Origin of the sequence: Streptomyces sp. NPDC021019, assembly GCF_044333295.1 — a bacterium.
Taxonomy (GTDB): Bacteria; Actinomycetota; Actinomycetes; order Streptomycetales; family Streptomycetaceae; genus Streptomyces.
Genome location: NZ_JBIRQR010000001.1, coordinates 243,130 through 255,265 on the forward strand (window position 1 = coordinate 243,130; position 12,136 = coordinate 255,265).

Here is a 12,136-nt window from a genome sequence, read left to right on the forward strand (position 1 = left end):
CGCTCCGGTGGGACCGGAGCGTCGGCCCCTCTGATGGACCCCGGTCGCGCCGCCCGTCCCGGAGACCGGTCTCGTCCTGCGCGGGGTCCCCCTACGGGCGCGTACGCCTGGAGTCTGACGTGGATCCAGCCATCAGGGCTGACGACCCCTGTGGCCCGCGCCACTAACGTCGTTTCCGTGACAGCCGTTATCGCTACCGAAGCCCTGAGCATGCGGTTCCCCCGGGTGACCGCGCTTGACCGGCTCACGTTGGACATCGGACCGGGAGTGACCGGTCTGGTGGGTTCCAACGGAGCCGGCAAGTCCACACTGATCAAGATCCTGCTGGGTCTTTCCCCCGCCACCGAAGGCCGGGCCGCAGTGCTCGGGCTCTCCGTCGCGACCAGCGGCGCCGCCATCCGGGAACGGGTGGGGTACATGCCCGAGCACGACTGCCTGCCGCCCGACGTCTCGGCGACCGAGTTCGTCGTGCACATGGCCCGCATGTCGGGGCTGCCGCCCACGGCGGCCCGCGAGCGCACGGCCGACACGCTGCGCCACGTCGGCCTCTACGAGGAGCGCTACCGCCCCATCGGCGGCTACTCGACCGGAATGAAGCAGCGGGTCAAGCTGGCCCAGGCCCTCGTCCACGACCCCCAGCTGGTCCTCCTCGACGAGCCGACCAACGGTCTGGACCCGGTCGGCCGGGACGAGATGCTCGGCCTGATCCGCCGGATCCACACCGACTTCGGCATCTCCGTGCTGGTGACCTCGCACCTCCTGGGCGAACTGGAACGCACCTGCGACCACGTCGTCGTCATCGACGGCGGCACGCTCCTGCGCTCCAGCTCCACCAGCGACTTCACGCAGACCACCGCGACCCTCGCGGTCGAGGTGACCGACAGCGACACCCACCCCGACGGCACCGGCGCGCTGCGCAAGGTCCTCACCGACGCCGGGGTCACCCTCATCGGCCACGACGGGATCGACACGGAGGGGCTGCCGGGCGCGGGCCACATCCTGCTGATCGAGGCGGCCGGCGAGGACACGTACGACCTGGTCCGCGACAGCGTCGCCGGGCTCGGGCTCGGCCTGGTCCGCATGGAACAGCGCCGCCACCACATCGCCGAGGTCTTCCGTAACGAACAGGGCGGGGCGCACAGCACCGCCGTCCCGGCCGCGGCCGCCACCGCCGGGGCCGTACAGCAGAAGGGAAGCGGTCGCGATGAGCACTGAGACCGGGACCGCGGCCGGGCGCGACGCCTCCCGGATCCACAACATCGGCTACCGCTCCTACGACGGACCGCGGCTCGGCCGGGCCTACGCCCGCCGTTCCCTGTTCTCGCAGACGCTGCGGGGCTCCTTCGGACTGGGCCGCTCCGCCAAGTCCAAAGTGCTGCCCATGCTGCTGTTCGGCGTGATGACGCTGGTCGCGGCGATCCTGGTGGCGGTCTCCATGGCCGCCCCGGACGCCAGCAAGCTGGTGGTCGAGTACACCTCGTACGCGATCTACCTCCAGGCCGTCATCGGCCTGTTCATCGCCGCCCAGGCGCCGCAGGCCGTATCCAGGGACCTCCGGTTCAAGAGCGTCCCCCTGTACTTCTCGCGGCCGATCGAGCGCGCCGACTACGTGGGGGCGAAGTTCGCCGCCACCGCCGCCGCGCTCCTCATCCTCACCGGCGCGCCGCTGCTCGTCCTCTATGTGGGCTCCCTGCTAGCGAAGTTCGACTTCGCCGATCAGACCAAGTGGTTCGGCCAGGGCCTGGTGTCGGTGGCGCTGCTGTCCGTGCTGTTCGCCGGCCTCGGCCTCGTGATGGCCGCCCTGACCCCGCGGCGCGGCTTCGGCGTCGCCGCGGTGATCGCTCTCCTGACCATCACCTACGGCGCCGTCTCCACGGTCCAGGCCATCGCCTGGGAGACCGGGTCGGAGGGGGCCGTGCAGTGGCTGGGCCTCTTCTCGCCGATCACGCTGATCGACGGCGTCCAGACCGCGTTCCTCGGCGCCCCCTCCGCCTTCCCCGGAGGGGAAGGCCCGGGTGCCGGCACCGGCGTGGTCTATCTGTTCGCTGTTCTCGCGCTCGTCGCCGGCTCGTACGCCGTTCTGATGCGCCGCTACCGGAGGGTCGGGCTGTGACCACCATCGAGATCGACCACACCTCGCGCTGGTTCGGCAACGTGGTCGCCGTCAACGACGTCTCCATGACCGTGGGGCCCGGCGTCACCGGACTTCTCGGCCCGAACGGCGCCGGAAAGTCCACCCTCATCAACATGATGGGCGGGTTCCTCGCCCCCTCGACGGGGAAGGTCACGCTCGACGGCCGACCGATCTGGCGCAACGAGGACGTCTACAAGAAGATCGGCATCGTCCCGGAGCGGGAGGGGATGTACGACTTCCTCACCGGCAAGGAATTCGTCGTCGCCAACGCCGAACTCCATGGTCTGGGCGGGGCCGAGGCGCGGAAGGCGCTGGCCACGGTCCAGATGGAGTACGCGCAGGACCGCAAGATCTCCACGTACAGCAAGGGCATGCGCCAGCGCGTGAAGATGGCTTCCGCGCTGGTCCACGAGCCCTCGGTGCTGCTCCTGGACGAGCCGTTCAACGGGATGGACCCGCGCCAGCGGATGCAGCTGATGGAACTGCTGCGGCGGATGGGGGGCGAGGGGCGGACCGTCCTGTTCTCCTCCCACATCCTCGAAGAGGTCGAGCAGTTGGCCTCGCACATCGAGGTGATCGTGGCCGGGCGCCACGCCGCGTCCGGCGACTTCCGGAAGATCCGCCGGCTGATGACGGACCGCCCGCACCGCTATCTGGTGCGCTCCAGCGACGACCGCGCCCTGGCGGCCGCGCTCATCGCCGACCCGTCCACGGCGGGCATCGAGGTCGACGTGACCGAGAAGGCACTGCGCATCCAGGCCGTCGACTTCGGGCGGTTCACCGAACTGCTGCCGAGGGTGGCCCGTGAGCAGTCCATCCGGTTGCTCACCGTCTCGCCGTCCGACGAGTCCCTCGAATCGGTCTTTTCCTACCTCGTAGCGGCCTGAGTAGTGGCCTGAAAGGAGCTGTGCACCGTCATGTACGACCCCACAGTCGCCCGGCTCACCTACCGGGCCCTGCTCGGCCGGCGCCGGGCCGCCATTCTGTTCGTCCTGCCCGCACTGCTGCTGCTCATCGCCGCGGCGGTGCGCATGTTCGCCGGAGCCGATGACCAGATCGCCTCGGACGTCCTCGGCGGTTTCGCCATCGCCACGATGGTGCCGCTGATCGGCGTGATCGCGGGCACCGGGGCGATCGGACCCGAGATCGACGACGGTTCGATCGTCTACCTGCTCGCCAAGCCCGTGAAGCGGCCCACGATCATCTTCACCAAGCTGATCGTGGCCATCGCGGTGACCATGGTCTTCTCCGCCCTGCCGACGCTTCTCGCGGGCCTGATCCTCAACGGCAACGGCCAGCAGGTCGCGGTCGCCTACACGATCGCGGCGCTGGTCGCCTCGATCGCGTACAGCGCCCTGTTCCTGCTGCTCGGCACGGTCAGCCGGCACGCGGTCGTCCTCGGCCTGGTCTACGCGCTGGTCTGGGAGGCCCTGTTCGGCAGCCTGGTGGCCGGCGCGCGGACGCTCAGCGTCCAGCAGTGGTCCCTGGCGGTCGCCCAGAAGGTCGCGGGCGACGGCGCGGTGACCTCGGACGTCGGCCTGCCGCTCGCCACGGTCCTGCTGGTCGCGGTCACGGTCGCCGCCACCTGGTACGCGGGCCAGAAGCTGCGAGCGCTGAAGCTGGCGGGCGAGGAGTGAGGCCTGCGGCCTGAGCCGCCTGCCGCGCCCCGACGACCCCCGCCCTTTCGGACCTGGGCGGGGGTCGTCGTATGAGCGGACAGGTGTGCGCGTAACCGTACGTTTATCGGGTCGTTGGGCAGGGCGCGTGGAGGCAACCGGAATCCGTGGCGTCGTAGCGATCGTGAAATAGGGGAATGCCGACACCGGGTGAGGCTCAGCCCACCGGACCGGTCATCGAGTGAGTGGCAACCGTGAGCGTCCTCCACCCCTGAAGCCCGGGGTGTGGGCCGTCCTCGTCATTCCCTCGTACGAAAGGCACACCCATGCCCACGGAAGTCGCCCTGCTCGAATCGCGCGCGTTGCGCGGGGAGCAGATGGGGCGCGTCGACGTCCTCGACAAGGTGAAGAGCCTTGTCATGCTCCCGGACGGAATTCACGTTCGCACCGAGGAGGTGGCTCGTTACTTCGAAGTATCCACAGGTGCGGTCAAAAGGCTGACCGATCGGCACCAGGAGGAGTTGACCGAGAGTGGGCTGCGCGTGTTGCGCGGCGCTGACCTGCGGTCCTTCCAAAGCGACATGGTGTCTCTATGGCCCCGTGACGGAGTGGAAAGTTATCCACAGGCGGCCACGCAACTGCGGCTCTACACCCGCAGGACCGTCCTCAACATCGCCCTGCTTCTTCGCGACAGCGACATCGCCCGCTGCGTGCGTACGTACCTTCTCGACGCGGAGGAGGCGCTGCGCACGCAGTACGCCTCCCTCGACCAGCGCGTCACGAGCATCGAGAGCTGCCTCACCGGCGTCGGCAGCGCGCTGCAGGAGCTCGGGCCGGTGCTGGTGCGGATGTCGGAGCGGCTCGACAGTCTGGACCGCAAGGTGGAGGTGACGCACCAGGTGATCGGGGCGATGAGCCTGCGGCTGACGGACGTGCAGCAGGACGTCGTCCGTCTGGACGGGCGGCTGGACTCCTTCGCCCGGCAGCTGAAGGACCTGCGCCGCCGTAGTGGGCAGCGCGGGTAGCGCCGATACACCGGCGGCCCGGCACCGTGGGAAACGGTGCCGGGCCGCTGTCGTGCTGCCGGGTGGGCGTCCTACTGCACGGGCGCCGAGCGGAGCAGCTCCTCCAGTACCACCGCGATGCCGTCGTCATCGTTGGACGCCGTGATCTCGTGGGCGACGGCCTTCAGGTCGTCGTGGGCGTTGGCCATGGCCACGCCGTGGTGGGCCCAGCCGAACATCGGGATGTCGTTCGGCATGTCGCCGAAGGCGATCGTGTCGGCCGCCTTCACACCGAGCCGGCGGGCGGCCAGCGAGAGGCCGGTCGCCTTGCTCAGGCCCAGCGGCAGGATCTCGACCACGCCGGCCCCGGCCATGACCACGTCGACCAGGCTGCCCACCGCCGCCCGCGCGGCGAAGGCCAGCGCGTCGTCGTCCAGCTCCGGGTGCTGTATGTAGACCTTGTTGAGCGGAGCCGTCCACATCTCGGTGGCGTCGTCCACGAAGAGATACGGGAGCGGCCCCTCCTGCACCCGGTAGCCGGGGCCGACCAGCACTTCGCCCTCAAGACCGTCGCGGCTGGCCGCCAGGTACAGCGGGCCGACCTCCGCCTCGATCTTGGACAGCGCGAGACCGGCGAGCTGCCGGTCCAGGGTCAGCGAGGTCAGCAGCTTGTGCTCGCCCGCGTGGTAGACCTGCGCGCCCTGACCGCAGACCGCGAGTCCCTCGTAACCGAGGTCGTCCAGGATGTGCCGGGTCCAGGGGACCGCACGTCCGGTGACGATGATGTGCGCGGCTCCGGCCGATGTGGCGGCGGCCAGAGCCTCGCGGGTGCGTTGGGAGACCGTGTCGTCCCCGCGCAGCAGTGTGCCGTCGAGGTCGGTCGCGACGAGCTTGTAGGGGAAGGTCACTTGGCGACCGGTTCCAGGACCTCGCGCCCGCCCAGGTACGGGCGGAGCATCTCGGGTACCCGGACCGACCCGTCGGGAAGCTGGTGGTTCTCCAGGATGGCCACGATCGTGCGCGGTACGGCGCAGAGCGTGCCGTTCAGCGTGGCCAGCGGCTGGACCTTCTTGCCCTCGCGCATCCGGACGGACAGGCGGCGGGCCTGGAAGCCGTCGCAGTTCGACGCGGAGGTGAGCTCGCGGTACTTGCCCTGGGTCGGGATCCACGCCTCGCAGTCGAACTTCCGCGAGGCGGAGGAGCCGAGGTCACCGGTGGCGACGTCGATCACCTGGAAGGGCAGCTCGAGGGCGGTGAGCCACTGCTTCTCCCAGTCCAGGAGCCTGCGGTGCTCGGCCTCGGCGTCCGTGGGGTCGACGTACGAGAACATCTCGACCTTGTCGAACTGGTGGACGCGGAAGATGCCGCGGGTGTCCTTGCCGTACGTGCCGGCCTCGCGGCGGAAGCACGGGGAGAACCCGGCGTACCGCAGGGGCAGCTTGTCGGCGTCGATGATCTCGTCCATGTGGTACGCGGCGAGGGGGACCTCGGAGGTGCCGACCAGGTAGTAGTCGTCCTTCTCCAGGTGGTACACGTTCTCCGCGGCCTGGCCGAGGAAGCCGGTGCCCTCCATGGCGCGGGGGCGGACCAGCGCAGGGGTGAGCATCGGGACGAAGCCGGCCTCGGTGGCCTGCGCGATCGCCGCGTTCACGAGGGCGAGCTCCAGCAGCGCTCCGATGCCCGTGAGGTAGTAGAACCGCGAGCCGGAGACCTTGGCCCCGCGCTCCATGTCGATGGCGCCGAGCGCCTCGCCGATCTCCAGGTGGTCCTTGGGCTCGAAGCCCTCGGCGCCGAAGTCCCGGATGGTGCCGTGGGTCTCCAGGACGACGAAGTCCTCCTCGCCGCCGACCGGCACGTCCTCGTGGACGATGTTGCCGAGCTGGAGCAGGAGCCGCTTGGCGTCCGCGTCGGCCTCGTCCTGGGCGGCGTCGGCCGCCTTGACGCCGGCCTTGAGCTGTTCGGCCTTCTTGAGGAGCTCGGTGCGCTCCTCGGGGGTGGCCTTGGGGATCAGCTTGCCGAGGGCCTTCTGTTCAGCACGGAGTTCGTCGAAGCGGACGCCGGACGACCTGCGCAGCTCGTCGGCGGAGAGCAGGGCGTCGACGAGGTCGACGTCCTCTCCACGGGCGCGCTGGGAGGCGCGAACACGGTCGGGGTCCTCACGGAGCAGGCGAAGGTCAATCACTCCTCCAGGCTACCGGTGCGCGGTTCTCGCACTCGAATCGATATGGTCGAGCGCGCCACTTTGACCGAATTGCCGGAATTGATGTTTCTGCGGAGAATCGTCGGCGGCGCGGACTCCGACGCTGATGTCGCCCCCTATCGGTCTCGATGCCGCGCCGGCGCGGAGAGGGCGGGGCGGGGAAGAGGGGTCGACAGCGGTGGTTGACTCCCTCGAACAGGGCGGGAGGCGTGGTCCACCTTGCCGTACCCGCCTTGAGTGGGGCGGTAGTTGAGGGCATGGGGTGCGTCGTACTGTTCGCCGTTGTCCACAGGGAGTCCTGCCTCGGAATAGTTATCCACAGGCTGTGTGGAAGTTCTGTGGATACTGGAGGGCATTTGCTCCAGAACTCGGATGAATCCCTGCGTAAACCCCACTCAAACCCGTTCCGCGTGCTCGTTCGGGTGGGAATTCGTTGCCCTGAAGAGTCGATCAAGAGAAGGGGGTCACGTGGACGCCTCGCGCCGCCGCACGCCTCTGTGGACGACTCCGAGTCGACTCGGTTGATTTGTCGACGATGTCGCGTTGTGGAGTCGACTTGTCCCCAGGTCGAGATCCCCCTGTGGATAACTCTCCGGAGTGCGTGACTATCTGTAGAACGCACCGCTGCGGAGCGCGCAAGCAAGCCGCCCGGGAGCCTTCGAGACTCCGCGTCGGAGCTTCTCCTGCCCGCCTGTCAGATCCGGCCGTCCTGGCTGCGCGCCAGCCAGTCGGATGCTTCCGTGAACGCCGTGTCCGACGTGCCCGCCCGCAGTGGGCCCACCTCGTCCGGGGACACGCCCGCCCGCGGGTACGAGCCGAGGAACCGCACCTTCGGGCTGATCCGCTTCAGCCCCATCAAGGCCTCCCCGACCCGCCGGTCCGCGATGTGTCCCTCGGCGTCCACGGCGAAGCAGTAGTTGCCGATGCCCTCCCCGGTCGGGCGCGACTGGATCAGCATCAGGTTGACGCCGCGCACCGCGAACTCCTGGAGCAGCTCAAGGAGGGCGCCGGGATGGTCGTCGCCCAGCCAGATCACCACGGAGGTCTTGTCCGCGCCGGTCGGCGCGGAGGGCCGGGCGGGCCGGCCCACCAGGACGAAGCGCGTCTGGGCGTTCTCCGCGTCGTGGATCTCCGTCACCAGCGGCTCCAGGCCGTAGGTCGCGGCGGCGAACTCCCCGGCGAACGCGGCGTCGTACCGCCCCTCCTGGACCAGCCGGGCCCCGTCCGCGTTGGACGCGGCCGACTCCCACAGGGCCCCCGGGAGGTGGGTCGCCATCCAGTTGCGCACCTGCGGCTGGGCGGCCGGGTGGGCGGTGACCGTCTTGACGTCCGACAGCTTGGTCCCGGGCCGTACCAGCAGCGCGAAGGTGATGGAGAGCAGCACCTCGCGGTAGATCATCAGCGGCTCCCCGCCGGCCAGCTCGTCCAGCGTCGCGGTGATGCCGCCCTCGACGGAGTTCTCGATCGGCACGAGCGCCGCCGCCGCTTCGCCGCTGCGCACGGCGTCCAAGGCGGCCGGCACGGACACCATCGGGGCGAGTTCCCGGGTGGCGGCTTCCGGGAGCGTACGGAGGGCGACCTCGGTGAAGGTGCCTTCGGGACCGAGATAGGCGTAGCGCGTGGCTGACATACGGTCACCCTAATGCGCCCCGCGAGGCCCGCCGCGCAGTCTCAGAATGCGGTCGGAAGGGCGCGGGAAGACCACGTCACACGCGCTTCCCGGCCGAACAGCCCACGCGCTTCCCGGCCGGAGCGAGCACGGCGCGACGACGGCGCGAGGACGACGCGAGGACGGCGCGGGCACCCCTACGACTCCAGCAGCCGCTGACCCACGTACTCGCCCTCCGCCGCCCCGCCCGGGACCGCGAACACCCCGCTCGCCTCGTGCCGGAGGAACGGCGACAGCGCGTCGCCCCGGTCGAGCTTGCGCTGCACCGGCACGAATCCGCGGAACGGGTCCGCCTGCCAGCAGACGAAGAGGAGCCCGGCGTCCGGAGCGCCGTCCGCCGCGATGCCGTCGTGGTACGAGAACGGGCGGCGCAGCATGGCGGCGCCGCCGTTCTTCTCGGGCGAGGAGATCCGGGCGTGGGCGTTGTCGGGGATCACGAGCCTGCCGTCCGGGCCCGCCTTGTCGAGGTCCATCTCCGTGGTCTCGGTCCCACCGCTCAGGGGCGCCCCGTCCGCCTTGCGCCGCCCGATGACCCGCTCCTGCCGTTCCACCGGAAGCTTCTCCCAGTCATCCAGGAGCATCCTGATCCGGCGGACGACGGCGTATGAACCGCCTTCCATCCACTCCTGCGGTTTCCCGGGGGAGGCGGGGACGAAGACGCGCCGGTCGAAGTCCTCGTCGGTCGGCTTCGGGTTGCCGGTCCCGTCGATCTGGCCCATCAGGTTGCGGGCGGTCATCGGCCGGGCGGTCGCGCCGGGGGTGCGGTTGAAGCCGTTCATCTGCCACCGCACCCGTGCCGTGCCCGCGGCCTCCTTCTGGAGGGCCCGCAGCGCGTGGAAGGCGACCAGGGCGTCGTCCGCGCCGATCTGCACCCACAGGTCGCCGTTCGACCGCCCGGCGTCGAGGGCGTCGGCGGAGAACGCGGGCAGCGGGTCGAGCGCGGCGGGCAGGCGGGCGGCCAGACCGGTGCGCGCGAAGAACGTACGGCCGAAACCGAAGGTGACGGTCAGGGACGACGGCCCCGCGTCCAGGGCGATCCCGGTGTCATGCCCGGGGCCGTCCGGTCCGCCCGCCGTGGGGCGGCCCGCCATCAGCTCCTTCGCCACCGCGGACCAGCGCCGCAGCAGGGCCGCCGCCTCCTTGCGCCGGGCGCCCGCCGTCAGGTCGAAGGCGACGAGATGGCCCCGGGCCTGAAGCGGAGTGGTGATCCCCGGTTGATGTTTCCCGTGAAACATCGCCTCGGCCGCCCCGACGCTCGTCAGCGCGGCCTCCTCCTCGGGGCGGGTGGCGGCGTACCCGGCGGCCCCGCCCCCGGCCCCCAGCACCAACCCCGTGGCGCCCGCCGCACCCGCCGTGCCGAGCAGCCGCCGCCGAGATACGCCGGTACCGCCGGCGTTGTCGGCGCGCGGCGAACCGGTGGCGGGGCTGCCCGGGGAGCCGGGGGCGGCGGTCTCGTCCGGGGTCTGCTTCTTGGTCTTGCTCACCGTGCTCAGCCGATCTTCGCGTTCTTGTCGATGGTGACCTGGTCGATGTCGGAGGTCCGTACCGTCACGTCGACCTTCCAGTCCCCGGCCATCGGGATCTGTACGCCGCTCGCCGTCCAGTGCCCCTCGGCCAGCCGGTCCGGCACGACCGGCAGCGGGCCGATGTCCTTCGACTCCAGAGTGAGGGCCACCTTCAGCTCGGGAACGTCCATCGGCTCACCGTCACTGCCGTCGATCCACACGTGCAGATCGTTGGATCCGGTGCGGCCGGGGTCGATGTCGATGCGGACGGTGCCCTTGCCGTTCTCGCCGCCGGTGTCGAACGGCATGCTCAGGTTGACCGGGCCGCCGGCGGCGGGGGCCGTGGCCGTCGTGGCGCCGGCCGCGGCCTCCTCCTCCGTACGGCCGGGTTCGGTGGACGTCAGCATGGTGGTGACGGCCAGCAGGACGACGGCGACGGCGGCTTCGGCCAGCACCGAGCGGCGCAGCCCGGAGCGCTCCGGGTCGGCGTCCCGTACCCGCTTCTTCTCCGTCGCGGTCAGAACGGCCCGCTGACGGGCCAGTTGCGCGGCGCGCTCGGGGGCGATGTCCTCGTCGGAAGCCTCGGAAGCCTCGGAAGCCTCGGAAGCCTCGGAAGCCCCGGAAGCTTCAGAGGCCTGGAAAGCCGCAGAGGAGGCCTCCGCCGACGGGGCTGGGGCGGCGTTCCCCGGCTCCGTCGCGGCTCCCTCTTCCTCGGCTCCGGAGGAGGCGACCGCGGTGTCCGTCAGCCGCCCCGTCCAACGCCGGGAGAACCAGGCGACGGCGAGCAGGACGGCGATCAGCGCCACCTTGAGGATCAGCAGCTGCCCGTAGCGCGTCCCGGTCAGCGCCGACCAGGAGCCGACCTGCCGCCAGGACTGGTAGATCCCGGTCGCCGCCAGGACCACGACGCTGCCGAACGCGACCGCGGAGAAGCGCCGGACCGCGGCGCTCCCGATGTCCGGCGTCCGGTACAGAGCCACCAGGAGCGAGGCGAGCCCGCCGAGCCACGCGGCGACGGCCAGCAGGTGCAGGACGTCCACCGGCATGGCGATGGACGCCTGGATGCCGGTCGAGGCGTGCTCGGACATCGCCCAGGTGGCGGCGATGCCCGCCGCGACGACCCCGCCCCCGACGGCGAGGCCGAAGGTGAGGTCCTTCTTCTCCCGCTCGTCCTCACGCCGGGCGTACGTGCCGAAGAGCACGGCGATGAACAGGGCGGCGGCCCCGAGCAGCAGCAGCCGGGAGACGAGGGCGGCGCCGGGTTTGGTGTCCAGGACGGACTGGAGCCCGGCGAGGTCGAAGGCGTCGGCGAACTTTCCGCTGCCCGTGTACGGGTTGCGCAGCAGCAGCATGACCAGGGTCGCCGCGGTCAGCGTGAGCCAGCCGCGGACCACGAGCCGCTGCATCGGCAGGGCGGACGCGCCCCACCGCCAGCAGACCAGGACGAACGCGCTGCCGCCGACGAGCAGCACGAATCCGCCGTAGGCGGCGTAGCGCGCGATGTCGTAGACGACGCCGACCGGGCCGCCGCCCACGTCCTGGGAGGACAGGGCCACCGTGGTCTCGGACGGGGCGCCGATGGAGAACGTGAACGCGCCGGAGATGGGGTGGCTGTCGGCGGAGATCGCCTGCCAGGCCACCGTGTAGGTGCCGTCCGGCAGACCGGAGTGGAGGGCGACGCCGTAGCGGACGGTGGATCCCTCGGAGAGGTCGCGCGGTTCGGCCTCGGTGTCGGCGCGCTTGCCGCTGGGGTCGAGGACGCGGATGGAGTCGTCGCCCACGGCGATCGCCTCGGAGAAGCTGAGGGTGACCTCCTTGGGCGCGGTGTCCACCACCGCCCCGTCCTGCGGGTCGCTCCCGGTGAGGGCGGCGTGCGCGGACGCCGGGCCCGCGCCGGCCAGCAGCAGCCCGAACACCAGGCTGAGCAGCGCGGCGAGGAGCGCGGCGGCGGCGACGGGCCGTCGTATCGGGGACGGTCCGGCATACGGGGCGGTGGCAGACATCGATT

The 12,136-nt window shown here is 70.7% G+C and carries 10 protein-coding genes; 5 read left to right on the forward strand and 5 right to left on the reverse strand.

Annotated elements, in window-relative coordinates; genetic code table 11:
• Positions 1-210: 210 nt before the first annotated feature.
• The 5 genes from ACH4RG_RS01080 to ACH4RG_RS01100 all read left to right on the forward strand — a co-directional run bounded on the left by ACH4RG_RS01080 (position 211) and on the right by ACH4RG_RS01100 (position 4,775).
• Positions 211-1,215, forward strand: coding sequence for an ABC transporter ATP-binding protein (locus tag ACH4RG_RS01080; RefSeq protein ID WP_397919286.1), 1,005 nt, complete (start codon positions 211-213; stop codon positions 1,213-1,215).
• Positions 1,205-2,113 carry an ABC transporter permease gene (locus ACH4RG_RS01085; RefSeq protein ID WP_397930832.1) on the forward strand — a complete coding sequence of 303 codons (909 nt, stop codon included), beginning with the start codon at positions 1,205-1,207 and terminating at the stop codon, positions 2,111-2,113. The genes ACH4RG_RS01080 and ACH4RG_RS01085 overlap by 11 nt, the downstream gene beginning before the upstream one ends.
• Complete coding sequence (locus ACH4RG_RS01090) at positions 2,110-3,021, forward strand: ABC transporter ATP-binding protein (RefSeq protein WP_397918709.1); 912 nt, start codon at positions 2,110-2,112, stop codon at positions 3,019-3,021. Before ACH4RG_RS01085 ends, ACH4RG_RS01090 begins: the two co-directional genes overlap by 4 nt.
• A gap of 30 nt (positions 3,022-3,051) precedes the next feature.
• Positions 3,052-3,771 carry an ABC transporter permease subunit gene (locus tag ACH4RG_RS01095; RefSeq protein WP_397918707.1) on the forward strand — a complete coding sequence of 240 codons (720 nt, stop codon included), beginning with the start codon at positions 3,052-3,054 and terminating at the stop codon, positions 3,769-3,771.
• 305 nt (positions 3,772-4,076) lie between these two features.
• A complete protein-coding gene (locus tag ACH4RG_RS01100) occupies positions 4,077-4,775 on the forward strand; it encodes a hypothetical protein (RefSeq protein WP_398162135.1) in 699 nt (232 codons plus the stop codon).
• Between the two features lie 71 nt (positions 4,776-4,846).
• Here the strand turns inward: ACH4RG_RS01100 and ACH4RG_RS01105 are convergent, their stop codons facing one another.
• The 5 genes from ACH4RG_RS01105 to ACH4RG_RS01125 form a co-directional block, all read right to left on the reverse strand.
• Positions 4,847-5,662, reverse strand: coding sequence for an HAD family hydrolase (locus tag ACH4RG_RS01105; RefSeq protein WP_398538892.1), 816 nt, complete (start codon positions 5,660-5,662; stop codon positions 4,847-4,849).
• Positions 5,659-6,936 (reverse strand): serine--tRNA ligase, encoded by a 1,278-nt coding sequence (gene serS, locus ACH4RG_RS01110; RefSeq protein ID WP_397930823.1) that lies wholly within the window; start codon positions 6,934-6,936, stop codon positions 5,659-5,661. Before serS ends, ACH4RG_RS01105 begins: the two co-directional genes overlap by 4 nt.
• A gap of 712 nt (positions 6,937-7,648) precedes the next feature.
• Positions 7,649-8,584 carry a prephenate dehydratase gene (pheA, locus tag ACH4RG_RS01115; protein ID WP_397918699.1) on the reverse strand — a complete coding sequence of 312 codons (936 nt, stop codon included), beginning with the start codon at positions 8,582-8,584 and terminating at the stop codon, positions 7,649-7,651.
• Positions 8,585-8,760: 176 nt separating this feature from the next.
• Positions 8,761-10,107 carry an iron uptake transporter deferrochelatase/peroxidase subunit gene (gene efeB / locus ACH4RG_RS01120; RefSeq protein ID WP_398538893.1) on the reverse strand — a complete coding sequence of 449 codons (1,347 nt, stop codon included), beginning with the start codon at positions 10,105-10,107 and terminating at the stop codon, positions 8,761-8,763.
• Positions 10,108-10,112: 5 nt separating this feature from the next.
• Positions 10,113-12,131, reverse strand: a complete 2,019-nt coding sequence (locus tag ACH4RG_RS01125; RefSeq protein WP_398538894.1) for a copper resistance CopC/CopD family protein — start codon at positions 12,129-12,131, stop codon at positions 10,113-10,115.
• Between the last annotated feature and the right edge of the window lie 5 nt (positions 12,132-12,136).

Bases quoted from the DNA above. Each gene is read 5' to 3' on its own strand.
- ACH4RG_RS01085 (WP_397930832.1), top strand. From the start codon at position 1,205: ATGAGCACTGAGACCGGGACCGCGGCCGGGCGCGACGCCTCCCGGATC.
- ACH4RG_RS01125 (WP_398538894.1), bottom strand. From the start codon at position 12,131: ATGTCTGCCACCGCCCCGTATGCCGGACCGTCCCCGATACGACGGCCC.
- pheA (WP_397918699.1), bottom strand. From the start codon at position 8,584: ATGTCAGCCACGCGCTACGCCTATCTCGGTCCCGAAGGCACCTTCACC.
- ACH4RG_RS01095 (WP_397918707.1), top strand. From the start codon at position 3,052: ATGTACGACCCCACAGTCGCCCGGCTCACCTACCGGGCCCTGCTCGGC.
- ACH4RG_RS01080 (WP_397919286.1), top strand. From the start codon at position 211: ATGCGGTTCCCCCGGGTGACCGCGCTTGACCGGCTCACGTTGGACATC.
- ACH4RG_RS01100 (WP_398162135.1), top strand. From the start codon at position 4,077: ATGCCCACGGAAGTCGCCCTGCTCGAATCGCGCGCGTTGCGCGGGGAG.